This window comes from Glacieibacterium frigidum (assembly GCF_007097155.1).
GTDB lineage: Bacteria > Pseudomonadota > Alphaproteobacteria > Sphingomonadales > Sphingomonadaceae > Glacieibacterium > Glacieibacterium frigidum.
Genome location: NZ_VJWA01000001.1, coordinates 226,558 through 249,975 on the forward strand (window position 1 = coordinate 226,558; position 23,418 = coordinate 249,975).

A 23,418-nucleotide genomic window follows, 5' to 3' on the forward strand; every position below is an offset into this window, starting at 1 on the left:
TCAGGCCCGCCGCCGCCGCCGCTTCGGCGCTGCCACGCCTCCGTCGAACACATGCTCCCACACCGGCGCACCGTGCTTGTCGGAGCGGATCACCCCGCCCTTGGCCTTCTCGCCCAGCCGGGTCATCAGCTCGGGCGCCGGTATGGCGCCCCAGCCGACGCGCTTGGCCATCGCCTCGTCGGTCGGAATGAAGGCGATCAGCTCGGAGTGCATCATCGCCTCCAGCCCGCCCTTGCCGGCAGCACCCTTCAGCGTTGCGTTCGAGCTGCCGTGGTGTCCGACCTTGTAGAGGCGCGTGCGGCGGACGAGGTCGGCGCCCTTGGTGCCGTCGGCAAACACCACGCTGTCCCACGTCTGCCAGTTGCCGATCTGCGCGTCGGCGGCGAACAGCAGCACGTCGCCCGCCGGCGCCAGCGCGAAAGCCAGCACCAGCGAGGTGTTGTTGGTGCGGTCGTCGAGCTGCATCGCGACATCGGCAGCCGAGCCCAGCCAGTCGCTGTCGATGCGCCGCCACTGCTGATCGCGCGACGGCGGGTCGGGGTCGCCCTCGACCGTCGTTGGCAGCGACTCCGGCGCCACCGGACCGGCGTAGTGATTGCGGACGAACAGCGCGAGCGGGGTCGGCGCTGCGGCATCGATGTCGAGGCTCGACAGCGGCACTCCTTCCGACTCGTCGAACGGCGAGGCGACGTCGGCGTCCATGTCCATGTCGCCGCCCTCGACCCCGAAGGCGTTGCGCAGGCTCGTCGACATCGCCCAGCCGGCGTCGATGCCGTAGCTGTCCTTCGCCGAATCGCGCAGGCCCAGCATCTTCAGGTCGCGCGGCGGACCGAGCACGTACGCCGTGACGCCCAGCCCCTTGGGCAGCGGCGCGACCTCGCCGGGCTGGAAATAGCGCACCCGGTCGGGCGCTAGCGCGACCAGCGCGTCGCGCGCGGACCGCGAGCGCTCGCCCTTCAGGCCGAAATGGAAGCCCAGCAGCTCCTCGATGCCGTTCGCCAGCGCGCCCTGCTGCGGGTCGTCGCGCAGCCGCACCACCGCGGTCGCCAGCGCCGCCAGCGCCTCGCCCTTGTATCTGTCGAGGGCGCGCGCCTGCTCGTCGCGCGGGTCGTCGGTCCAGCCGAGCCAGACCTCTCCGACGTCGAACTTCGCGAAGGCGCTCGCAGCCGTCAGGAATCCCGAGATATGGTCCCAATGCTCGTGCGTCGCGACGATGACGTCGAGGCGCGGGCTACCGCCGCCTGCCGGGGTCACGGTCGCGGCGATGTCGGCCACCACGGCATCGATCGTCTCCCGCCCGCCCTTGGCCGAGGTGTGGATGCCGCAGTCGATCAGGATCCAGAAGGTCCCGCCATCGGGCCGGGTGATGCCCAGCAGGTTGCAGTCGCCTAAGCCATGGCAATACAGGCGTGTCCGAACCTGGCTCATGCGGGGTCTCCCCGGTGCAGCATCGCGAAGGGCTCGGCCGCCGCCATCGCGCGCGTGTCGAAATATTGCGCGCGCATTCCGCCGGTGAAGGCGCCCGCGGCATAGGCGCGCTGCCGCCGCAGCCGGTCGGCGCTCAGCATGTGCTTGACGATGACGTAGCGGATCTCGGGCACCGGATCGCTGCCGGTCGAGGCGGCGGGGTCGATGATCAGCGTCGCGCCGCCGCGGAACCAGAACTTGCCCTGGCTTTCGTCGTCGGGGTCGCGCCACTCGGCGCGGCGCTGCGCGATGACCGCGACGATCTGGTAGCTCAGCTCGCCGTTGGGCTGGGCGCGGCGGACGCGGCGCAGGCTGTGGACGCTGAAGGTTGTCTTGCCGTCGTGGCCGTCGCGCTCGCTGAAGTCGTCGTTGTAGCGCGGGAGGCCGTGCTGCAGCCCCAGCGCCGCGCACAGGTCGGGGCCGCCCACGGGATCGGCGAAGGCCTCGGCGAGGTCGAGGTGAAGGTCGGTGCTGCGCTCCTGCACCTTGACGAACGAGGTCCAGCGGTCGCCGTTGTTGGCCCAGTCGATGGCGAAGCGCTTGACCGACTTGCCGAGCCATGCTGGCCGCGGCTCCTGCGGGCGCAGCCAGATCAGCGATTCGACCGACACGGTGCGCAGCCGCGGCGGCAGCAGGCCATGCTTCCGGAACGCCTCGAGCAGTGCGGTGCGGTAGCCGAGCTTGTCGTCGGGCACCGAATCGACGTCCGCGGTCATCAGGGCGCGCAGATATTCGCCGAAGCCGATGTCGTTGGGCGGGCAATAGTCCATCGCGCGGATGCAGATGCGCAGCAGTTGCGAGGCGGCCTTGCACGTCTCCTTGGTCAGCCGGTCGACGAGGCCGGGGTGGAGGTCGCCGGGGGGCAGCTCGCCGGTGCCGCCGGTGGCAAGGCGGATCAGGTCGCCGGTGCGCCGCTCGACGATCGCCAGGAAGGCCTCGTAGATCGCGAACACCAGGATCGACCCGCGCTGGTGCGACTCGGTGGTCTTGGCGAGGTCGAGCGCCCCGGTGTCGGGGTCGAGATAGTCGCGCAGCGCGGCCTTCTCGCCGCTGCCCAGCCCGAACTGGCGCGCGAGGCCCGCGAGCAATGTCGTCGCGCCCAGCTTGCCGCGCGCACGGGCGACTTCGTGGCGGACGAGCTCGTCGTAGGTGAAGTGCTGGAACAGCGCGACGATGTCGGCGAAGCCTTCGTGGAAGGCGGCGACGTCGGGGTTGGTCTGCTCCTGGTAGTGGCGGTGGACGCCGTCCAAAATGGCGTGAGTCATCTCGTGCGCGATGATGTCCGCCGACAGGCAGGCGAAGACCATCGAGCCGCGCACCGTCACCGCGTCGTCGGCCGATTGCGCGGGGAAATAGCCGAACAGCAGCGCGACCTTCGACGGGCTGTAATAGGCATTCCGGTCGCGCAGCGCGTGCGGATAGATGCGCAGGCGCGGCACATATTCGAACACCGTCCGCCCGTCGACGCGGTGGCGGCGCGGCGCCCACAGCAGCTTGCGGCCCAGCGCATCCTCGAAATTGCCGATCGTCTTCATCGCGATGGCGTAGACCATCTGCTGGTGGAAGCGCGGGTTGCCCTCCGACGGTGCGAGGCCATCGGTGATCAGCAGGTGGGGATGATCGAGATCGACGGGGGCGTGGACGCGGTCCGACGCGGGGTCGATGTCCACGACTTCCACATATTCGCCGACCGGGCCGGGGCGGAGCTTGCTGAGACCCTGGCCATCGGCCTCGTAGGCGACACTGACCGTCGCCTCCTTGATGTCGTGCGTGCCGAGCGACGCGCCGAGGCTGGGGTCGAGGGCGAAGACCCGCAGGCGGCGGCGTGACGGGACGGGGTCCTGGCGCGGCTTGCGCGGCGCCATGGCGACGGGCGGCGGGGCGGGGGGCGGCGCATCGGGCGGCGGCGGCGGCGCGGGCGGGGCGCTGTGCAGCCCGAGTTCCTTGACCAGCGCCGCGGTCAGGCGCTGCGAGGCGCGGCCCGAATCGAGGACGGCGTGGAAGAAGCGCTTGCGGTCCCGCGCCGAGACGCCGTCGTCGGGGTCGGCCTTGAGCAGCGTCGCCTCGATCTCGCGGTCGGCGCCCGCAAGCTGCATGAGTTCGAGGCCGAGCGCCTTCGCCCGCGGTTCGGCGGCGAGCGCGAAGCCGACGCCCTGGCCCGACAACAGCTTGACCCAGTCCCACGCGGCGCTGGCGGCAGGCGAGGGCACCAGCTTCGCAGGCACGCCGATGCCCAGCGCGGCGAAGGCGTCGAGAGCGCCGGTCCCGAGATAGCGTTCGACGCCTGCGGCATCGAGCCCGGCGGTCGTCTTGCGCGCCGCGCTGAACAGGGCGTGGCGCACCGCCTCGACCCGCTGCCACGAGGGCTTCGCCACCTTCGGGTCGTCGAGATGCGCGGCGAGCCACAAGGCGGCGGCGGCGGCGACCTGCGGCGTCGCGGCGCTGGTGCCTTCGCCGTCGCGGCGGACGGTGCCGCAGCCCAGCATCGCCCAGGGAATGTTCGGGCTGTACCCGGCAATCGCCGTCGCCATCTTGGCTGGCGGCCCCCAGCAGCCCTGCATGGTGCCGGTGTCGAGGCTGAAATAGGGCCGGCCGTCGGCCATTACGCCCGTCGCGGCGATGACGCGCCGCATGCGCGCCGGATAGACGACCGACCGGATCGGCAGCCCCGGCGCGAAGTTGTTGCCCGCGGCGGTGACCAAAGTCAGCCCGGCCTCGTATGCGGCGTTGACCGCATCGGCAAGCGCCGCCGACGCGAGGCCGCCCATGCTCATCGACAGGACATGCGCGCCGCTCGACCGGGCGTGATCGATGCCCTGCACCATCGTCGAGGTCGTGAAGCGCACCACACTGTCGGCGATCCGCACCGCCATCACGCGCGCGTGGGGGGCGCCGCCGAAGCCGCGCCCGGCGAGGATGCTGAGTGTGCCCGTGCCGTGCCCGCGATTGCGCGTGCCCGGGATGCCGCCATCGGGGGTCCGGTCCGCCGCACCCGTGTCGCCGCGGCGCGTGAAGTCGCGTTCGAGCGCGGCCTGCAGCCCGGCCGGCATCGCGGGATGGTCGATGTCGTACCCGGTGTCGAGGTGCGCGATCAGGATACGCGCCTGCGCGTCGGGCGAGACCGATGCAGCAGCGCGCGCGAGGCCGCTGTACGCGTCGCCGAGGTGCCAGTCGTCGCCCGCGCCGACCGCACGGTTTCCTTCTGGCGATTGGGGTCGCGCAGTGCAGTCGGCGGGGCTGCTGCCGTCGTCGCCGGCGAAGCTCTGCGCGAAGTCGGGCTCGGCCGCCATGATGCCGTTGCCCGCCGCGAAGCCCTGGCGCATCGCGTCGTGCGCGGCGTCCCAGGCACTGCCCGCGGCCGGCGCGCGGTACCACACCGCGTCGTTGGGATGGTCGGAGAAGCCGCGCGCTTCGGCGGCAGGCGCCGGTACGGCCAGGATCGGCTCCAGCCCCGCCGGCGACACGCCGAGGCGGTTGTTGGCGGCGAAGCCCGCCGCATCGGCGCGGCGCAGCTTGATCAACAGGCCGGGTTGGTCGCTCATGTCGCGGCCTTTCGAAAGACACCGAGAGTTTGCAGCAAGGCCGGCCCCGCCGCCACCAGCAATGGCAGCAGCGCGACCAGCGGCTGGCCCGAATCGAGGATCGCGCCGCCCAGCGCCAGCAGGCCGAGCGGCAGGATGATGAGCAGCGGCCAGAAGGCGAAGCGCCACCCCCCGCGCGGCTGTTCGGCACGCCAGCGCTGCAGGGTCTGCGGCCGCTCGGCGTGCAGGATGAAGCTCGCGAAGCTGCGGTTGAGCAGGCGCGGCGCGGGGTCGTAGGTGACGAGGCCGCGGCGGATCAGCGACTTGATCGCGTCGCGCGCCGCGGTGCTGGGCAGGCGGCGCAGCGCGAGATTGTGCATCACCAGCTGCTCGGCGCGCGACGAGGCCGACCATAGCTGCTGATAATGTTCGATCAGCATCAGCCCGACGAAGTCGATCGCCGCCTGCGGGCTGGCCGCGTGCAGGCTGCGCGCGAACGCGGTGACGGGCGGGCGGTAGACTGCGTCGTACTCGGCCGGGGTACGCAGTGTCGTCGCGACCGGGGGCGCGTCGCCTGGCGGCAGCAGCGTCGCGATGACTTGTTCGGGCAGGCCCGCCAGCTCGCGCACCACCGCGGTCTCGATCGCCGTCTCGCCGGGCGCCGCGTCGCGGAGCAGCCGGTCGACGGGGCCGAAGATATAGGTCTGGAAGTCCTCGAGCAGCTTCGACCAGCGGATGTCCTCGCGCTGGCGTCGGATCGCTTCGAGGCGCAGGCCGTCGTCGTCGACCGCCGCCAGCTTCTCCTGCTCATAGGCCTGGAGCAGGCGTTCGAGCGGGGTCAGCTCGGCGACCAGCACCAGCGTCGCGGTACCGCTGCGCACTGCAGGATGATCGGCCAGCTTCTCGGCGAAGCGCAGCGCCTCGCGCCGCCGCTCGGGCTCGCGCAGCGTCAGTTCGAGGTTGTAGAGGACATAGTGGCGGGGCGCTTCCCATGCCGCGCCGACCTTCGGGCCCGGCACCAGCTCGAGGCGCTCGTCGCTCAGGTCGACGCGGTGGCCGTGGTCGAACAGCTGCTGGCGCAGGCCGAGCGGCGGGCGGACGATCATCACTTTGGGCGGCAGCGCCAGCGAGGCGAAATCGTCCGACAGGGCGAGCGGCGGATAGGTCACCGCTTCCAGCGGGGTCTTCAGCCCGAACAGGCGGCGCAGCACGAAGGTCAGCGCCGCACCGCACACCGCGAGGCCCAGCACCACGACCAGCGCCACCCAGGCAACGCGCATCAGCGACCCCGACTCCCAGATCAGGTCGGGCTCCGCATAGGTCGCGAGGTCGCCGACCTTGAGCGGCGTGCCCGGGCAGGCGAGGGCGGCGAGTGCCGGGGTCACCGTCGCGGCGCGCGGGGAGGGGCCGTGGTACAGGCCCTTGAACAGCCATTGCGACCAGCCAGCGTACGCCTCGCCCGGCGGGAGCGGCTGCCAGCAGCCGGCTGCGACGCCGATGCGGTCTGCGGGCGTCAGCAGCCGCTCCTTAGCGCCGCCGCGGAGGTTCGAATAATAGACGTTGGCGATCGCCCCCGTCGCGGCGGCGCGCGCCGCGAGCTCGGCGTCGAGCTGCTGTGCGGCTTCGGTGTCGAGGCTGCGGCGGCCGAAGTGCGACGCGTCGGAGTGGAACGCCGCCATCGGTACCGCGACGAGCGCCAGCAGCGCCGCCACCGCCGCGCGGGCATAGCCCCGGGCGGTATCGGGGCGCAGCGGTCCGGCCGCATCCGCAGGGCGCCGCCAGACGATCGCCCAGGCCGCGACGCTGGCGATCCAGCAGGCAAGCGCGACCCCGACCGCGATGCGCGGCCACAGCAGCAGCGCGAGCGTGCCGACGCCCGCGACCAGCGCCAGCGCGCCCGCCAGCCGGGCGTAGTGGCGGGTCCGGCGCGGATCGGGCCACAGCCATGCCCAGCGCACCCGCGCACTGACTGTCAGCGCGATCAGCGGGATCGCCCAGAAGGCGGCGGCGAACACCGAGAAGGTCATCAGCGAGGCGAACAGCACCTGCGCCGGCACCGCGTCGGCGCTGTCGTGCGAATGCCAGGTCAGCACCGCCCAGGGCGCATAGGGCAGGCGCGCGAGGCCGAAATGCTGGCGCGCGCCGTCGTAGGTGGAGGTCAGCGCGGGCGGCCCCTCGTTCTCGGCGTTCGGCTCCTTCAGCCGCGCGACGATGCCGTCGAGCTTGGGCGAGCGGAGTTCGCGGCGCGCCGCCTCGACATGGACGCGCTGTCGCTCCGAATGGAAGATCACCTCCAGCCCCGGCGAGTCGAGGTCGACGACCATGAAGCTCTCGGTCGGCGGCAGCACGGGGGCGAGCAGGCTGCGCAGCACCGCGGCGCTGACCACCACCGCGTCGGGCTCGCGGGCGGCGAGTGCGGCGCGGCTGGCGATCGCGGGCCAGGCGACCAGCGTCTTGTCGATGCCGTCGCTCTGCGAGCGCACCTGCTCGATCGTGTAGCGCGGCGACACCAGCAGCGGCGCACCCGGCTGGCCGGGCACCGCCAGCCGCCGCCAGTTGAGCGGCGTCGCGGGCAGGGGGAAGGTGTCGCCCTCCATCGCCTTGGTGAAATAGTCGCGCATCGAAACGTCGAGGCGCGCGCCGTTGTTGAAGCGGCAGGCGCTGATCACCGTGCCGGGGAGCTGGACGCCGTCGCTGCCGATGACGAAGGCCGACTCGCGTGGCGGCAGGATCCGGCCCTTGAAGTTGTCGCGGCGGCGCTCGTTGAGCGCATAGCCCGGCGACGGCGGCAACCGCACGCTGGCGAGCGCGAGCGGCTCATCGATGCAGGTGCCGGGGTCGCGCCAGCGCCCGCGCCGGTCCTGCCCGTCCTCGACCCCGAGCAGCGGCCCGACCTCGGCCTTGAACTGGCGGCGCAGCTCGATCGCGGTGTCGGCGGTGCGGATGCCGGCGCGCGCGCGGCTCGCCTGGACATCGGCGGCGAACAGCACGGCCGCCGTCGACAGCGCCACCGCGCCCGCGAGCCCGACCGCCAGCGCGGCGATCTCGAGCCGCGCCATCGCCTCGCCGGGGCCGATCAGGCGCAGCTTGATGACCGCGGTCAGCGCGAGGAGCAGCAGCAGCGGGATGCTGAACCCTGCGATGATGATCGGCGCCCGCGGGATGCGCGCCGACAGGCCGCGCACCGGCACCAGCGCCACGGCGCGGGCCTGCGCGTCGCCGCCGGCCACGCCGCCGGGGACGATGTCGCGGACATAGGCGTCGTAGTCGACCGTGCCGATCCGCACCCGTACGGGGGTCAGCGGATCGAGCGAGCGCGGTGCCTCGGCCTTGGGGGCACCCTTGAGCGCGCCGAGCAGCGAGGCCGAGATCGGCTCGGCGGCGCGCAGCTGCGACAGGCTGCCGATCGGCAGGGGGTCGACGCCGAGTTGCGCGGTGACCCGTCCCTGCGCGTCGGCGAGCAGCAGGTTGGCAACGCGCGGTGCAGAGGTCTCCAGGTGGACGAGCGGGTCGAGTGGCAGCGCGGTCGCCCAGCACAGCTGGGTGCCGGGCGCGAGGGTGAACGCCGCCCGCCCGGGCCGCGCCGCGCCGAGCCAGGCGCGCCAGTCGCCGATGCCCGGCATGACGTGGCGGTCGGCGGCCTCCAGCACGCCCAGGTCGTGGACGCCGCGCAGGTGGAGGCGACGACCGGTGAACCAGGCGCGGCGGCCGTCGGCGTCGATCTCGGGGCACAGCTTGGTATCGGCGACCGCGGCGTAGCGGATCGTGAAGCGGCCGAGCTCGGGGTGCCAGAAGCGCGCCTGCAGCTGCCAACCCGCGGCGGCGGCGGCGCTGTCGGCGGGTTCGAGGCGCTGGGGGATGAAGTTCGACCGCGCCATCGACGCGGCGGTGCGCGGCCAGCTCGCCAGTCCCTCGGCGATGATGCCCAGGTCGTGCTCGTTGCGGTGGGTGTCGAAGCCGACGACGCGCCCCGCGGCCTGGGTCAGCCAGATGCCGAAGATCAGCGCGAGGCCAGCAAAGCCGATCCCGGCGAAGCCGAGCCAGCGTGCCTGTGCCTTCCGCGCCTCTGCCAAGCGCCGCTCCCCGTTCGCCGCCCGGTAATCATGACCTTAGTTACACGTCCGAGTCGAGCCTAGGATGGAAGCGACACGGTTGCCGCGCGTGGGGTGCGCCCCTATTTTCAGGCCATGGCCAAGCGCCCCCTGCCCCCGGCACCCGAGCCCGAACCCGGGTTCGTCGAGGCGCTGCGCCGCCACGGCCGGGTGCTCGATACCGACGACGAGGATGCCCCGCTGCCCGAGGGGGTGACGCACGTGTGCGTCGACGGGGTGCTGAGCGAGAAGCGGAAGTCGGCGTTCTAGGCGGGGTGCCGCCCCCGGCACCCGCACGCGAAGGAGATCCGCTCCAGCTGCGCCGCCTTGCCCCGCGCCGCCTTGACCGCGTGGGTCTTCACGTCGGGGCCGGCGACCGCACCCGCACCGCCGCGCTTGGGCTTGTCGAACGCGATGTCGTCGCGGCGTAGCAATGTGGCCACGAAGTCCCTGACCTCGGCGCTGATCGCAGCACCGGCATCGACCGCGCCCAGCATCGCGGCGTTGCCGTTCGAATCCTCGCCGACGAAGGCCTCCTGCGGCGACACCGCGACGGCGCCCGCGAGGCGCGGGTCGAGGCCTGCCAGGTCGACGGCGCGGGGCACGCTGGCGACCGCGACCGCGCGTGCGCCGAACTCGACGCGGCGATAGCCGACCTTGGCGCCTTCGCCCGCGTCGAGCATCGCGCCGACGGTCTTGGCGCCTGCCGCCCCGACGGGCTTGGTGCCGGCGGCCGCGAAGCCGCTCGCTACCGGCCCCAGCGCGACCGACGGCGCGAGGAAGGTCGACGAGCCGATGTCGATGTTGTGATGACGGTACGCCGCGCGGATGGCGGGCGAGTTGGCGCCCTTGTACGCCGCCTGGTCGACGATCAGCATGGTGCGGCCGACCGACTGGAAGAAGCGCGGCTTGACCGGCGCCTTGATCGTCGCCTGCGCCAGCAGCCAGGTCGCGACCTTGGTCGCCTGCCACAGCCCCGCCTCGCCGCCTGCGGTGCGCGCGAAGACGCCGAGCAGGATGCGGTAATAGCAGCCGCTGAGCAGCTGGCCGAGCGAGTGCATCTCGTTGATCAGCACGCCGGGCTTGCCGTCGTCGGGGAGTGTCGCGGGGAAGGCCCAGCGGAAGTCGTTGAGCGCGTGGCGCGGCTTCGCGGCGTTGTGCGACGCGCCGTAGATCGCCGCGATCCCCACCGACAGCGCCTCGCCGAACGCCTCGACATGGTTGGCCTTGGCCAGCTTGGGGTCGGCCTTGATCACCGCCTCGCGCAGCCCCTTGTCGGCGAGCGCGGTCAGCACCGCGATACAGTCGCCGAAGCCTTCGTGGAACGCCGACGCCTCCATCGTCGCGACGTTCCACAGGTCGGGGCGCAGCGCATCGAGGATGGCGTGGCCCGCCTCGTGCGCGACGATGTCGGCCGACGCGCCCGACAGCAGCGGCTTGCCGTTCACGTCCTTGTGGAAGAACGACAGGCTGGCGCGGTCGTAATAGGCGTTGAGCTGGTCGCCCGCGTCGGGGATCAGGTTGAGCGTCTTGAGCGCCGGCTTGCCCTGCCAGCCCGGCAGCGGCCCGGCGCATTCCTCGAACGCCTTGACCGCGCGCAGCGCCGCCTCGCGCGCGGCCCAGGCGACATGCTCGACGGTGCCCAGCGGATAGACTTTCTCGGGCGGCAGCTTGGTCACCTTGAAGCCGACGCGCGGCGGCTTTGGGTCGGGAAGCGGGGTGATGTCGAGCGGCGCGCCCGGCGTCGCGGGGTCGTTGGCCTGGTACGCGATCGTCATGCCGATGCTCCCGTCTACGAACCGGGAGCGTAACATGCGTCTCCAAGGTCGCCAATAACCGGCGGCTGCGCTGGGCCGCGAAGATGAACAAGTAAGCGAATTTGACGGTGGCGAAGGGTTTGTGCGTGCACCACCGTCCCCTCTGCCTTCCCTTTTCTTCGCGCCTTCGCGTGAAAATTCTGCGGTCCCGCTCCTGGTCCGGGCCGGGACATAGGATTTTACGCGAAGGTGCGAAGGCGCGAAGGAGAAGAGATTAGGCGATCATTTAACCGATATGGCACATTCCTGAGCTGTAGGACAGCGGTTTCTGCGTGCAGTCAGGCAGCCGCCGACGGCCGGGCTCCGACGCGCGCGAACCACTCCGGCAGCCAGGTCGCTTCCTCGGGCATCGGCTGGCCGACCGTCGCGCCGAACTTCAGGAAGGCGAACAACAGGATGTCGGCGAGGGTGAAGCGGTCGCCGCAGACGTGAGTGCGGCCCGCCATCTGCCCATCGAGCCACAGCAATTTGTCGCGCGCGATTGTCTTAAGCTCGGCGCCCGCCTCGACGCTGGCGAGCAGCATGCGCTTCTCGAACAGGCGGCGGCCCTCGGTGGCGCGGAAGCCGTTGGTCATCGGCTCGACGATGCCCAGGTCGATGCGGCGGACCCACATGCGCGTCTCGGCGCGCTCCTCAGGCGTCGTGCCGATCAGCGGCGGCGACGGGTGCAGTTCCTCGAGATACTCGGCGATCACCGTGATCTCGCAGACCGTCGTGCCGCACTCGAGCTCGAGCGCCGGGGTCGTGCCGCTGGCGTTCTTCGCGGCATAGGCGGGTTGGCGGTTCTCGCCCGCCATCAGGTCGACCTCGACCGTGTCGAGGCCGATGCCCTTTTCGGCCGCGACGATGCGCACGACGTGCGGGTTGGGCCCGATCGAATCGTAGAATTTCATTGGTCTGCCTTCCCCATGGTTTAACTTGCACCTTGGCAAAGCCGCCGCCGCCCGCCAAGCCGTGCGCCGTGACGCCCGTGCTTCCTCGCCGCCATTTCGCGCTGCTGTTCGCGGCCCTGCTCGTCGTCGCGGCGGGCAATACCGCGCTGCAGTCGGTGTTTCCGGCGATCGCGCGCGTCATCCAGATCCCCGACCTGCTGGTCGCGGTGATCTTCTCGGGCTCGGCGCTGCTGTGGACCTTCAGCGCACCGTACTGGGCGCGCCAGTCGGACGTGCGCGGGCGCAAGCGGCTAACTTTGATCGGCGTCGCGGGCTTCGGCGTGTCGATGCTGGGGTGCGGGCTGGCGATCCTGGGCGGGCTCAACGGCTGGCTGGTGCCGCTCGCGACCTTTGCGGTGTTCGCGTCGCTGCGGCTGATCTTCGGCATCTTCGGCTCGGCGTCGAACCCGGCGGCGCAGGCCTATGTCGCCGCGCACACCACCGAGGCCGACCGCACCAATGCGCTGTCGATCCTGTCGTCGGCGTTCGGGCTGGGCACGATCATCGGGCCCGCGGCGGCGTCGCTCGTCGTGCTCGGGCTTGGCCTCAGCGGGCCGATGTTCGTCTTCGCAGGGATAGCGGTCGTGGTGATGCTCGCGGTCGGGGTCGGCCTGCCAGACGATGATCCGACCCACGCCCCCGGCGCCGGCCGCGGTGCGCCCGCCAGCGAGCCCAGCGTCGGCGGCGCCTCGACGGGCGCCAGCAGCCAGGCCGCCGACGCCGGCCGCCCCGAGCGCCTGTCGCTGCGCGACGCGCGCATCGCGCCCTACATGGTTTACGGCTTCGCCAGCGGCAGCGTGCAGGCGGCGACGGGCCAGGCGCTGGGCTTCCTGATCATCGACCGGACCGGCGGCGACGCGCTGTCGGCGCAGGGGCAGATCAGCATCGTGTTCATGGCGGGTGCGGCGGCGACGCTGCTCGCGCAATGGGGGCTGATCCCGCGCCTCCGCCTGACCCCGCCGCGCCTGCTGGTGTGGGGCACGGTGCTGGCGGGCATCGGCACGCTGGGCATCGCGCTGGCGCACGACTTCGCGCCGCTGGTCATCGCCTACGCGCTGGCGAGCCTCGGCTACGGCCTCGCGCGGCCGGGGTTCACCGCGGGCGCGAGCCTCGCGGTCGGGCGCGTCGAGCAGGGCGGCGTCGCGGGGGCGGTCACCTCGGTCAACGGCGCGTGCTTCATTTTCGCGCCGCTGGTCGGCATCGGCCTGTACGAGATCGAGCCGAGCCTGCCCTATTGGCTGGCGACCGTCGCACTGGGGCTGCTGCTGATCTACACGCTGGGCAACAAGACCCTGCGCCGCGAGCGCGTCCACGCAGAGGCGGACGACAGCTACTAGCGCGCCTCCTTCGTTTTCCTTCTTCGCGCCTTCGCGCCTTCGCGTGAAACCCTATGTCCCGGTCCGACCCACGAGCGGGACCGAAGAATTCTCACGCGAAGGCGCGAAGGCGCGAAGGCGCGAAGAAGACGGAAGGATGCTGCGCACCTTCACGGCTCAAAATTCCGCCCCTATGGTCGAAAGAAAAGCCGTGGGGAGTAGAGACTTGAGCAATGCCTGGCCCGCCATGTCGATCGTACAGGCGCATGCCGCGCTGACCGCGCCAGGGGCGCCGTTCGAGATGGAGACGCTCGACATCCGCGGCGTCCCGACACGGACGTGGAAGAACGCGCCGCCGACGCTGGCGCATGTCTTCGCCGCAGGTCGCGCCCACGACGACAAGGTCTTCCTGGTCCACGACGATGAGCGCGTGACCTTCGAGGCGTTCGGGCGCGCGACGCTGGCGCTCGCGGCGCGGCTGCGGGCGGACGGGATCGTCAAGGGCGACCGCGTCGCGGTGGTGATGCGCAACCTGCCCGAATGGCCGGTCGCCTTCTTCGCGGCTGCGCTGTGCGGGGCGATCGTCACGCCGCTCAATGCGTGGTGGACGGGCGGCGAGCTGGAGTATGGCCTCGTCGATTCGGGTGCCAAGCTGCTGATCGTCGATGCCGAGCGGCTGGCGCGGTTGACCGAGCACCTGCCCGCCACCGCCATCGAACACGTCTATGTCGCGCGCGCCGTCGACGAATATTCGGAGCCGTTCGCCAACCCGCTGATCGTGCGGCTGGAGGGCATCATCGGTGCGCCGATGAGCTGGGCCGACCTTCCCGCCGGCGAACTGCCGCCGGTCGATCTGGTTCCCGAGGACGACGCGACGATCTTCTACACCAGCGGCACCACCGGCAAGCCCAAGGGCGCGCTCGGCACGCACCGCAACATCGTCTCGAACATCATGGCGAGCGCGATCTCGGCGGCGCGCACCTATCTGCGGCGCGGCGAGATGCCCTCCGTGCCCGACCCCGCCGCACCGCAGAAGGCGACCCTGCTCAGCGTGCCGTTCTTCCACGCCACCGGCTGCCACGCGGTCATGTCGCCCTCGCTGTTCGCGGGCGCCAAGCTGGTGATGATGAAGAAGTGGGATGCCGAACGCGCCATGGCGCTGATCGAGCGCGAGCGCGTCACCGGCTGCGGCGGCGTGCCGACGATCGCGTGGCAGATCATCGAGCATTCGGCGCGCGCGAACTACGACCTGTCGAGCCTCGAGAGCGTGTCCTACGGCGGCGCCCCCTCGGCGCCCGAGCTGGTGCGCCAGATCAAGGCGAACTTCCCGAAGTCGCAGCCCGGCAACGGCTGGGGCATGACCGAGACCAGCGCGACCTTCACCCACCACATGGGCGAGGACTACGAGCATCGCCCCGACAGCTGCGGTCCGCCCGTGCCGGTGTGCGACCTGAAGGTCGTCGACGCGAGCGGCAACGCGCTGCCACCCGGCGAGATCGGCGAACTCTGGGGCAAAGGGCCCAATGTCGTGAAGGGTTACTGGAACAAGCCCGAAGCGTCGGCCGAAACCTTCACCGACGGCTGGGTCCATACCGGCGACCTGGCACGCCTCGACGAGGAGGGGTTCTGCTTCATCCTCGACCGCGCCAAGGACATGCTGATCCGCGGCGGCGAGAACATCTACTGCGTCGAGGTCGAGAACGCGCTGTACGAGCATGACGCGGTGATGGACGCAGCGATCGTCGCGCGGCCGCACAAGTCGCTGGGCGAGGAGCCCGCCGCGGTGGTGACGCTGAGCCCCGGCGCGACCGCCACCGCCGACGAGCTGCGCGCCTTCGTCGCGTCGCGCCTCGCGGCGTTCAAGGTGCCCGTCGAGGTGCGCTTCTGGGACGGCCCGCTGCCGCGCAACGCCAACGGCAAGATCGTCAAGACCGAGCTGCGCGACCTGTTCAAGGCTGCGTAGCGGAACCGCGCGCGCCGGCGTCTCGTTGCACCTCCAGAAGCATTGGAGAGTGACGCATGGGCAAGGGCTGTATTCTGTGGGCGGTCGGCGTGCCGTTGCCGATCATCATCCTGATGGCGGTCTTCAACATCTGGCCGTTCAGCTGATCCGCCGCTAAAGCCCGCGGGGTGAGCGAGACCCCTTCCCAGAAACGCCGCCGCCTGCGCTGGCTGACCTTGGCCGAAGTCATCGGCATCGGCGGGCTTGCCTTGGCTGCCGCGGGATACTGGGACTCGCACCGCGAGCGCGCCGTCGCCGAGGCGCCTGCGCCGGCCAAGCCGCTGCTGCTCGCTGCGACCGCCACCGACGGCGACCTGACGCTGCGGCCCGCACGCGGCGAGGCGACGGTCCAGACGCAGACGCTGATCTTCCCCGCCACGATCCGCGCCGACAGCGTCGAGACGACGGGCAACGCGCGCGTCGAGGCGGCGTGGGTCATGGAAGGGCTGCGCAAGGCGGTCGACGACGACACGGTGAAGCCGCCGCGCCTGCCGGTCGGCATCGTCACGACCTTCGAAGACGGCGGCACGGTGCGCAGCGATGCCGCGATCTACGACGTCGGCTATGCCTTCCGCGACCGCGTGCTGCGCGGGCGCGCGGTGGAACTCGAAGGCATCACGCTGGTTCGCCGCATGCCTGCCCAAGGCCTGAAGGCCGCCGTCGAGGCGCGCTGGGCAAAGGTGGTGCCGGCCAAGGAGTGACGATGCGGACCGCGCTGCTTGCCCTCGCATTGTTCGCTGCGCCTGCGCTGGCCAAGGACCCGCCGCGCGACCGCGGTGCGAGCATCCCCTTCGCCAATACGCCCGCCGGCATTCTCGACTGGCGCGTCGCCGACGACCGCACGGTCTACCTGCAGGGCACCCGCAAGCGCTGGTACCGCGCCGACCTGTTCGGCGTGTGCAACGACCTGCCCTACGCCCAGTCGCTGGGTTTTCAGACCAACCTCAACGGCAGCTTCGATGCGTTCAGCGCGATCATCGCCGGGGGCCAGCGCTGCCCCCTCAAGTCGCTGACCGCGCTGCCCGGCGAGCCGCCGCCGATCCCGAAGCGCCGCTGACGACGCTGCGGATCGTCCCCGCGAGCAGCCCGAAATCGGCGGCGCGCGCGCTGCCCTTGCGCCACACCAGCGCGATCCGGCGATAGGCGACCCCGCCCGCCAGCGCGCGCACCGCGATATCGGCGCCCGCTGCGATCCCCGCGTCGATCGCCATCTGCGGCAGCAGCGTCGTGCCGAGCCCCGCGCCGACCATCTGGACGATGGTGTGGAGCGAGGTGCCCGTCATCGCGCCACCCGCGGGGGCGCGGCTCAGGTTGCACGCCGCCAGCGCATGATCGCGCAGGCAATGCCCGTCCTCCAGCAGCAGCAGCCGCGCCGGGTCGATCGCGTCGGCCGCGACCGGCGCGGTGAAGTCGCCTGCTTCGGCCGCGGGCACGCCGAGCAGCAGCGGCTCGGTGACGATCGCCGCTTCCTCGACCTCGCCGCAGTCGAAGGGCAGCGCGAGCAGCACGCAGTCGACGTCGCCGTGGTGCAGCGCGCCGAGCGCCACCGGGGTCTGCGCCTCGCGCAGCCGCACCACCAGCTCGGGCCAGTCGGCGTGGAGGCGCGGCACCAGCCGCGGCAGCACGAACGGCGCGACGGTCGGGATCACCGCCAGCCGCACCTCGCCGACCAGCGGCCGCCCGGCGGCACGCGCCGCCTCTACGAGGGCCTCGCCGTCTCGCACCAGCTGACCGCCGCGGCGCGCGATCTCGGTGCCGATCGCGGTGAAGCGCACGGTCCGCCGGTTGCGCTCGACGAGCGTCACGCCGAGCACGCGCTCGAGCTCGGCGATGCCCGCCGACAGCGTCGACTGCGAGACGAAGCACGCCGCCGCCGCCTGCCCGAAATGGCCGAGGTCGTGGAGCGCCGCGAGATAGCGCAGCTGGCGCAGCGAGGGCAGTGGGGTCATCGCGCTCCTATAGCTTCGATCCCCCCGACGCGTCGACGATCTGCGCGGTCACCCACGACGCCGCGGGCGAGGCGAGGAAGGCGACGACCTCGGCGATGTCGACCGGCTGGCCGACGCGCTGCAGCGCCTGCATCGCCTTGGCCTGCGCCTCGCCCTCGGGGCTGCGCAGCCACGCCGACATGTCGGTGTCGATCGCGCCGGGTGCGACGGCGTTGACGGTGATGCCGCGCCCGCCGAGCTGCGCCGCGAGATAGCGGACATAGACGTTCACCGCGCCCTTGGTCATCGCGTAGGGCGCGAGATTGCCGAACACGACGCGCGCGACCGCCGACGACAGGATGACGATGCGGCCATTGTCGGCGAGGTGCGGGGTCAGCGCCTCGGTCAGCAGATAGGGCGCGCGGACATTGACCGCGAACAGCCGGTCGAAGCCGGCGGCGTCGACGGTCTCATACTCGGCGATGCCGGCGTTGTGGACGAGGATGTCGAGCGGCTTGCCGCCCAGCGCGCCCAGCGTCGCCTCGGCCAGCGCAGCCACCCCCTCGGGCGTCGCGAGGTCGCCTGCCACCGCGGTCGCCGCGCCGCCGTTCGCGATAATCTCGGCAACCAGCGCGCTGTCGCCGGGCGTCCGCTGGTGCGCCAGTACGTGCGCGCCGCGTGCCGCGAGCAGCGTCGCGATGGCGTGTCCCAGCCCACGCGCGCTGCCGGTGACGAGGGCGGTCTTGCCGTGAAGGTCGGTGGTCATGCTCTGCTCTCCTGCTGTGGTGCGCGGGAGATGGGTGCGCGTCGACGCATGGACAGCGGGTCGAGCGCGTAGATTTGATATCCGGTGCGGCTGCGAAACTATCCACTCTTTGCGCGGGCGACGATCGCCGCGATCCGCCTGGCCCGCGTCTCGGGGCGTTTCGCGTCGATCAGCCCTTCGAGCAGCCCGCGCCGGAGCGAAGGGGCGAGTGCCTGCCACCCGGCCTCCGCCTTCGCACCGGCCAGCGCCGCGGCAAGGTCGGCGGGCACCGTGTCGAGACCGTCGAGCGCCGTCCAGCTGCCGTCGGCCTGCGCCGCCGCGACCGCCGCGCGCCCCGGCGGCGCCATCCGCCCCTCTGCCTCCAGCACCGCGACGCGCGCCTTGTTGATCGCCGACCAGCGGCTGCCGCGCCGCCGCGGGCTCATCAGCACCATCGTCCGCGCGTCGTCGAGCTTCGCCGGCAGGCTGTCGATCCACCCCCAGCACAGCGCCTCGTCGCGCCGGTCGCCATAGGGCACGTGCCGCGAATCGCCCTTCTTCCAGCTGACCAGCCAGATGCTGTCCGCCTGCCCGTGATGCACCGCCAGCCAGTCGCGCCACGCCGCCAGGCTGTCGATCTCGACGCGTTCGCGGTCGGCGGTCATGGCACGGTTCTAGCGCACGCCGGTCGCGGCGGTCGACGGCCCTTGCTCGCGCTTGCGCGGTGCGCCATCCGGGCGTCGGGGGTGGCGATGACCGGAGCACGACGATCGACAGGCGCGCGTATCGGCGTGACCGCGTTGAACCTGCCTGCGCTGGGGCTCGGCCTGCTGCGGGCCGGCGACCTGACGCGCGGCATCGCCTGGCTGCTTGCGCCGTCGCTCGCGGTCGCCGCGCTGATCCTCGCGGCAACGCTGCTGCCGCCGCCCGACGTCGATGCGTTTCTGGCCTTCGGCGGGGTGGCCATCGTCGCGTCCATCGCCAGCCTGATAGTCGTCTCGTTTCAGACCTGGCGGCGCAGCGCGGTCGTCGCGCCGCTGCGCTGGTGGAACCGCTGGTACGGCCTGCTTGCGTGCTATCTCGTCAGCGGCGCGCTCGTCATGCTGACGGTCGACGCGATGCACCGCATCTACAAGACCTTCTACGCCCCGTCGGCCAGCATGGTGCCGAACATCCTCGTCGACGATAACTTCCTCGTCGACATGCGCGACCGGTCGCCGCCACGCCGGGGCGAGATCGTCGTCTTCGATGCGCCGCAGGGACAGTGGATCAAGCGCGTCATCGCCATCGGCGGCGACCGGATCGCGATCCGTGGCGGCGTGCCGGTGATCAACGGTCGGCGGGCCGCACAGCGCCAGACCGGCCGGCAAACGGTGGAAATGGACCGGCCCATGGTCGCCACGGTGTTCGAGGAGAGCCTGCCGGGTGCTGCAGCCCCTTACGCGGTTCTCGACGTCGGGCCGATGATGTTCGACGATATGCCGGAGGTGACCGTCCCGCCCGGCTATTTCTACGTGATCGGCGATTACCGCGACAACAGCTTGGACAGCCGCCATCCCGTCGATCAGGGCGGCCTCGGCATGATCCCCGACGCGCGCATCGTGGGCCGGCCGATGTTTCTCTACTGGCGCGACGGCGGCATAGTCCGCGGCGGCCGGATCAACCGCTGACGGGCGTCTCGACGCAGGGGTTGAGCCGCTCCGTTGCACCCGCTAAACAGCGTCCTTCGCGGGCGGCCCTCGGTGCCGCCCGTTTGCGTTGGCGAAAGGCGCATGCACGATGACGATCCCCGCGATGATGCCCGTCTATGGCCGTTGCGATGTCGCGCCCGTCCGCGGCGAGGGCTGCTACCTCTATGACGCGCAGGGGCGCGAGTGGCTGGATTTCGCCAGCGGCATCGCGGTCAACGCGCTGGGGCACAGCCACCCGCACCTGATCGGCGCGATCCAGAAGCAGGCGGCGACGCTGATGCACATCTCCAACCTGTACGGCGCGCCCGACCAGGCGCGGGTCGCGCAGCGGCTTGTCGATCGCAGCTTCGCCGACACGGTGTTCTTCACCAACTCGGGTGCCGAGGCGCTGGAATGCGCCATCAAGACCTGCCGCCGTCACCACACCGCCGCTGGGCGCCCCGAGAAGTATCGCCTGCTCACCTTCAGCAACGCCTTCCACGGCCGCACGATGACGACGATCGCGGTGACCGACCAGGCGAAGCTGCGCGACGGCTTCGACCCGCTGCCCGACTGGGCGACGGTGCTGCCGTTCGGCGACCTCGAGGCAGCGACCGCGGCGATGGACGACAGCATCGGCGGCATCCTGGTCGAGCCGATCCAGGGCGAGGGCGGCATCCGCCCCGGCGGCCATGCCTTCCTGCAGGGCCTGCGCGACCTGTGCGATGCCCACGGCATCCTGCTGATCTTCGACGAGGTGCAGTGCGGCGTCGGGCGTACCGGCAAGCTCTTCGCCTATGAGCACTACGGCGTGACGCCCGACATCATGACGCTGGCCAAGGGCATCGGCGGCGGCTTCCCGGTCGGCGCGTGCCTCGCCACCGAGAATGCCGCCAGCGGCATGGTCGTCGGCACGCACGGGTCGACCTATGGCGGCAACCCGCTCGCGATGGCGGCGATCGACGCCAGCCTCGACGTCATCGACACCCCCGATTTCCTCGCCCACGTGACCGCGATGGGCGACCGGCTGCGGCAGAGCCTCGAGCAGATGATCCCCAACCACGACCATCTGTTCGACTATGTCCGCGGTGTCGGGCTGATGCTCGGCCTCAAGATGAAGTCCGATAGCCGGGCCTTCGTCGGCCATGCGCGCGACCACGGCATCCTGACCGTCGCGGCGGGCGACAACGTCGTGCGCCTGCTGCCGCCGCTAATCATCGAGGAGCGGCACATCCGCGAGTGCGTCGAGAAGCTGTCCGACGCCGCGCGGGCCTATGCCGTGCCGCAGGCGGCATGATGCCGCCCATCCTGAAAGCGCCAGCGTGAGGCATTTCCTCGACCTCGCGACGCCGGGCAAGGCGGCGCTGCGGACGATTCTCGACGAGGCGCACCGCCGCAAGGCCGCGCGCCTCGGCTGGACCAAGGGCCAGCGCGACGCCGACGCGCCGCTCGACGGGCATATCCTCGCGATGATCTTCGAAAAGCCGTCGACGCGGACGCGCTTCAGCTTCGACGTCGGGGTGCGCCAGCTCGGCGGCACCAGCATCGTCGCGTCGTCGTCGGACATGCAGCTGGGGCGCGGCGAGAGCGTCGCCGACACCGCGCGCGTGCTTGGCCGCATGGTCGATGCGGTGATGATCCGCACCGCGGGCCACGACATCGTCGAGGCGTTCGCCGCGCACGCCGGCGTGCCGGTGATCAACGGCCTGACCGACCTCGGCCACCCGGCGCAGGCGATGGCCGACCTGATGACCGTCGAGGAGCGGCTGGGCCGCCCGGTCGAGGGCACGTGCTGGGCGTGGCTCGGCGACGGCAACAACATGGCGCACTCGCTGATCGAGGCGGCAAGCGTCATGGGCTTCGACCTGCGGCTCGGCGTGCCGCACGGCTATGACCCCGACCAGGCGGTCGTCGCGACGGCGTGCGCGCGCGGCGGCTCGGTCGACGTGGTGCGCAAGGCGGCGCTGGCGGTCGAGGGCGCGCAGGTCGTCGTGACCGACACCTGGGTGTCGATGGGCCAGGCGTCGGCGAAGGACAAGCTGGGCGCGATGAAGCCCTTCGCGGTGACCCCCGCGCTGATGGCAGCGGCGGGCGAGGGCGCCTTGTTTCTCCACTGCCTGCCCGCCCACCGCGGCGAGGAGGTCGACGCCGCAGTCATCGACGGCCCGGCGTCGGCGGTGTGGGACGAGGCGGAGAACCGGCTGCACGTGCAGAAGGCGATCCTGCTGTGGTGCCTTGGGAAACTGGGCTGACGTTCCTACTTTAGTCGTCATCCCCGCGAAGGCGGGGACCCATAATCACGATCCGCGCTGCCAGGTCGCGCCCTTCACCCACGCTCGGTGATTATGGGTCCCCGCCTGCGCGGGGATGACGAAAGTGAAGAGATGCTCGAAACCCTCGCCCCCGCCGCCGACCGCTCGCTCGGCTTCTCGGTTGCCGCGCGCAACGTTCGCGGCCGTGTCGTGCGCCTCGACGCGGCGCTCAACGCCGTGCTGTCGGCGCACGCCTATCCGCAACCCATCGCAAACCTGCTCGCGGAGGCGCTGACGCTGACCGCGCTGCTCGGCGGCACTATGCAGGACGGTGCGGGGTCGCTGACCTTGCAGGCGCAGTCGAGCGGCGGCGCGGTCGACCTGCTGGTCTGCGACTACGCGAACGGGCAGGTGCGCGGGTACGTTCGCCATGATCCCGAAATGCTGGGCGACGCGCACGACCTGCCGGGCCTGTTCGGCACCGGCCACTTGGCGATCACCCTAGACGCGAGTGCGACGAGCGAGCGTTACCAGGGCATCGTGCCGCTCGAGGGCGCCTCGCTCAGCGACGCGATCACCGGCTATTTCGAGGGGTCCGAGCAGCTGCCGACTTTGGTTCGCGTCGCGGTCTCGGGCGACGCCGCGACCGGATGGATCGCCGGCGGGATCCTGATCCAGCACCTCGCGCGCAGCGAAATCGGCGGCGAGCGCCTCGCGGTGGCGATCGACGAGGGCCGCGCGCACCCCGACTGGGAGCATGTCGTGGCGCTCGCGTCGACCGTGTCGCCGGCCGAACTGACCGATCCGGAACTGAGCGCCGAGACCTTGCTCTGGCGGCTGTTCCACGAGGAGGAAGTGCGCGTCGTCGAGGGGCTGGTCCCGGCGCGCGGCTGCCGCTGTTCGCCCGCGCATATCGCGACGGTGCTGGGCAAGTTTCCGGAAGCCGAGCGAGCGGAGATGCGCGGGGACGACGGCAAGATACGCGTCGACTGCGAGTTTTGCGCGCGGACGTGGGTCATCGACGTCTGACCCGTCATTCCGGCTCGCCGTCATTCCGGCGAAGGCCGGAATGACGGACGGGCGCGCGCGGTAGGCCTAGAAGTGGAAGACCAGCGCCGCCGACGGGCGGATGCTCTTCAGGTCGTAGGTGTCGGCGGCGAGGCGCAGACGGACGCCCGAATTGCCGGTCAGGCCACCGAGACCAATGGTCTTCGGGCCGACTTCGACGCCGACGCCGTAGATCTCGTTCTTGTCGTCGCCGAAGCCACGCTTGCCTTCGATCCAGCGATAGCCGGCACGCGCGAAGATCAGGCCGCTTTCACCGGCGCGGAAGCCGATGCGGCCCATCGCGCCATATTCCCACTTGATGTCCTGGAAGCCGCGCGAGCCCTGGCCCTCGACGCCGACAACCAGCGGCCCGAGCGGAATGTCGACGCCGACGAAGGCATCGACCGCGGGAGCGCGCGCGCTGCCCTGCTGGTTGAATTCGCCGCCGTTGCGCTTGTTGTCGAAGTCCTGATAGGCGCCGCCGACGCCGAAGTAGGGCTCGATCCCGAAGGCGCGCGTGCCGTCGGGGGCAGTCGCGGTGCCGGTATCCTGCGCCAGCGCAGGCAAAGTGAGGGCGGCCGCGCCAAGCGCGGCGGCAATGACGAATCTGATCATCTGAGCTTCCAATCT

18 protein-coding genes are annotated in these 23,418 nt (G+C 71.3%); 9 read left to right on the forward strand and 9 right to left on the reverse strand.

Translation table 11 applies throughout. From position 1 onward, the window contains the following. From FMM06_RS01070 to FMM06_RS16635, 3 genes are read right to left on the reverse strand one after another with little or no spacing between them, the layout of a single operon-like run. Positions 1 to 1,428 (reverse strand): MBL fold metallo-hydrolase, encoded by a 1,428-nt coding sequence (locus FMM06_RS01070; RefSeq protein ID WP_143554375.1) that lies wholly within the window; start codon positions 1,426 to 1,428, stop codon positions 1 to 3. Then, the gene (locus tag FMM06_RS01075; RefSeq protein WP_143554376.1) at positions 1,425 to 5,009 is read right to left on the reverse strand and encodes a S8 family serine peptidase; all 3,585 of its coding nucleotides are present in this window, start codon (positions 5,007 to 5,009) and stop codon (positions 1,425 to 1,427) included. Before FMM06_RS01075 ends, FMM06_RS01070 begins: the two co-directional genes overlap by 4 nt. Beyond that, entirely contained in the window at positions 5,006 to 9,061 is a 4,056-nt protein-coding gene (locus FMM06_RS16635; protein ID WP_185964986.1) for a hypothetical protein, read from the reverse strand. Before FMM06_RS16635 ends, FMM06_RS01075 begins: the two co-directional genes overlap by 4 nt. Before the next feature lie 114 nt (positions 9,062 to 9,175). Here FMM06_RS16635 and FMM06_RS16640 point away from each other — a divergent pair, with 114 nt between their 5' ends. Further along, positions 9,176 to 9,349: a hypothetical protein gene (locus FMM06_RS16640; RefSeq protein ID WP_185964987.1), complete on the forward strand. Its 174-nt coding sequence runs from the start codon at positions 9,176 to 9,178 to the stop codon at positions 9,347 to 9,349. Here FMM06_RS16640 and FMM06_RS01085 read toward each other — a convergent pair. Both FMM06_RS01085 and FMM06_RS01090 read right to left on the reverse strand, forming a co-directional pair. Continuing rightward, the gene (locus FMM06_RS01085; protein WP_143554377.1) at positions 9,346 to 10,857 is read right to left on the reverse strand and encodes a gluzincin family metallopeptidase; all 1,512 of its coding nucleotides are present in this window, start codon (positions 10,855 to 10,857) and stop codon (positions 9,346 to 9,348) included. The two genes, FMM06_RS16640 and FMM06_RS01085, sit on opposite strands and share 4 nt — an antisense overlap. A 317-nt stretch (positions 10,858 to 11,174) precedes the next feature. After that, positions 11,175 to 11,789, reverse strand: coding sequence for a glutathione S-transferase family protein (locus FMM06_RS01090; protein ID WP_143554378.1), 615 nt, complete (start codon positions 11,787 to 11,789; stop codon positions 11,175 to 11,177). A gap of 32 nt (positions 11,790 to 11,821) precedes the next feature. Here FMM06_RS01090 and FMM06_RS01095 point away from each other — a divergent pair, with 32 nt between their 5' ends. The 4 genes from FMM06_RS01095 to FMM06_RS01110 all read left to right on the forward strand — a co-directional run bounded on the left by FMM06_RS01095 (position 11,822) and on the right by FMM06_RS01110 (position 16,203). Further along, positions 11,822 to 13,165 (forward strand): MFS transporter, encoded by a 1,344-nt coding sequence (locus FMM06_RS01095; RefSeq protein WP_235889004.1) that lies wholly within the window; start codon positions 11,822 to 11,824, stop codon positions 13,163 to 13,165. A 172-nt stretch (positions 13,166 to 13,337) separates the two neighbouring features. Further along, positions 13,338 to 15,107, forward strand: coding sequence for a class I adenylate-forming enzyme family protein (locus FMM06_RS01100; protein WP_143554379.1), 1,770 nt, complete (start codon positions 13,338 to 13,340; stop codon positions 15,105 to 15,107). 167 nt (positions 15,108 to 15,274) lie between these two features. Next, positions 15,275 to 15,847 carry a hypothetical protein gene (locus tag FMM06_RS01105; protein WP_143554380.1) on the forward strand — a complete coding sequence of 191 codons (573 nt, stop codon included), beginning with the start codon at positions 15,275 to 15,277 and terminating at the stop codon, positions 15,845 to 15,847. 2 nt (positions 15,848 to 15,849) lie between these two features. Continuing rightward, positions 15,850 to 16,203: a DUF6491 family protein gene (locus FMM06_RS01110; RefSeq protein WP_143554381.1), complete on the forward strand. Its 354-nt coding sequence runs from the start codon at positions 15,850 to 15,852 to the stop codon at positions 16,201 to 16,203. On the opposite strand, the gene FMM06_RS01115 is transcribed toward FMM06_RS01110, so the two are convergent. The 3 genes from FMM06_RS01115 to FMM06_RS01125 form a co-directional block, all read right to left on the reverse strand. Further along, on the reverse strand, positions 16,148 to 17,095 hold the full coding sequence (locus FMM06_RS01115; protein ID WP_143554382.1) for a hydrogen peroxide-inducible genes activator: 948 nt from the start codon (positions 17,093 to 17,095) through the stop codon (positions 16,148 to 16,150). The genes FMM06_RS01110 and FMM06_RS01115 overlap by 56 nt on opposite strands. Positions 17,096 to 17,102: 7 nt before the next feature. Then, the gene (locus tag FMM06_RS01120) at positions 17,103 to 17,840 is read right to left on the reverse strand and encodes an SDR family NAD(P)-dependent oxidoreductase (RefSeq protein WP_143554383.1); all 738 of its coding nucleotides are present in this window, start codon (positions 17,838 to 17,840) and stop codon (positions 17,103 to 17,105) included. Between the two features lie 98 nt (positions 17,841 to 17,938). Beyond that, positions 17,939 to 18,484, reverse strand: coding sequence for a YdeI/OmpD-associated family protein (locus FMM06_RS01125; protein WP_143554384.1), 546 nt, complete (start codon positions 18,482 to 18,484; stop codon positions 17,939 to 17,941). 126 nt (positions 18,485 to 18,610) lie between these two features. On the opposite strand from FMM06_RS01125, the gene lepB reads away from it, so the two are divergent. From lepB to FMM06_RS01145, 4 genes are all read left to right on the forward strand, one after another. Then, positions 18,611 to 19,489, forward strand: coding sequence for a signal peptidase I (gene lepB / locus FMM06_RS01130; RefSeq protein WP_185964988.1), 879 nt, complete (start codon positions 18,611 to 18,613; stop codon positions 19,487 to 19,489). A 109-nt stretch (positions 19,490 to 19,598) separates the two neighbouring features. Next, a complete protein-coding gene (locus FMM06_RS01135) occupies positions 19,599 to 20,786 on the forward strand; it encodes an aspartate aminotransferase family protein (RefSeq protein ID WP_143554386.1) in 1,188 nt (395 codons plus the stop codon). 25 nt (positions 20,787 to 20,811) lie between these two features. Then, positions 20,812 to 21,741, forward strand: a complete 930-nt coding sequence (gene argF / locus FMM06_RS01140; protein WP_235889005.1) for an ornithine carbamoyltransferase — start codon at positions 20,812 to 20,814, stop codon at positions 21,739 to 21,741. 132 nt (positions 21,742 to 21,873) lie between these two features. Next, positions 21,874 to 22,770, forward strand: a complete 897-nt coding sequence (locus FMM06_RS01145; RefSeq protein WP_143554388.1) for an Hsp33 family molecular chaperone HslO — start codon at positions 21,874 to 21,876, stop codon at positions 22,768 to 22,770. 66 nt (positions 22,771 to 22,836) lie between these two features. Here FMM06_RS01145 and FMM06_RS01150 read toward each other — a convergent pair whose 3' ends face one another. Beyond that, positions 22,837 to 23,403, reverse strand: coding sequence for an opacity protein (locus tag FMM06_RS01150; protein WP_143554389.1), 567 nt, complete (start codon positions 23,401 to 23,403; stop codon positions 22,837 to 22,839). Positions 23,404 to 23,418 lie beyond the last annotated feature (15 nt).

Bases quoted from the DNA above. Each gene is read 5' to 3' on its own strand.
- FMM06_RS01125 (WP_143554384.1), bottom strand. From the start codon at position 18,484: ATGACCGCCGACCGCGAACGCGTCGAGATCGACAGCCTGGCGGCGTGG.
- FMM06_RS01100 (WP_143554379.1), top strand. From the start codon at position 13,338: ATGGTCGAAAGAAAAGCCGTGGGGAGTAGAGACTTGAGCAATGCCTGG.
- FMM06_RS01115 (WP_143554382.1), bottom strand. From the start codon at position 17,095: ATGACCCCACTGCCCTCGCTGCGCCAGCTGCGCTATCTCGCGGCGCTC.
- FMM06_RS01150 (WP_143554389.1), bottom strand. From the start codon at position 23,403: ATGATCAGATTCGTCATTGCCGCCGCGCTTGGCGCGGCCGCCCTCACT.
- FMM06_RS16640 (WP_185964987.1), top strand. From the start codon at position 9,176: ATGGCCAAGCGCCCCCTGCCCCCGGCACCCGAGCCCGAACCCGGGTTC.
- FMM06_RS01145 (WP_143554388.1), top strand. From the start codon at position 21,874: ATGCTCGAAACCCTCGCCCCCGCCGCCGACCGCTCGCTCGGCTTCTCG.
- FMM06_RS01070 (WP_143554375.1), bottom strand. From the start codon at position 1,428: ATGAGCCAGGTTCGGACACGCCTGTATTGCCATGGCTTAGGCGACTGC.
- FMM06_RS01085 (WP_143554377.1), bottom strand. From the start codon at position 10,857: ATGACGATCGCGTACCAGGCCAACGACCCCGCGACGCCGGGCGCGCCG.
- FMM06_RS01120 (WP_143554383.1), bottom strand. From the start codon at position 17,840: ATGACCACCGACCTTCACGGCAAGACCGCCCTCGTCACCGGCAGCGCG.
- FMM06_RS01075 (WP_143554376.1), bottom strand. From the start codon at position 5,009: ATGAGCGACCAACCCGGCCTGTTGATCAAGCTGCGCCGCGCCGATGCG.
- FMM06_RS01090 (WP_143554378.1), bottom strand. From the start codon at position 11,789: ATGAAATTCTACGATTCGATCGGGCCCAACCCGCACGTCGTGCGCATC.
- FMM06_RS01135 (WP_143554386.1), top strand. From the start codon at position 19,599: ATGACGATCCCCGCGATGATGCCCGTCTATGGCCGTTGCGATGTCGCG.
- FMM06_RS01110 (WP_143554381.1), top strand. From the start codon at position 15,850: ATGCGGACCGCGCTGCTTGCCCTCGCATTGTTCGCTGCGCCTGCGCTG.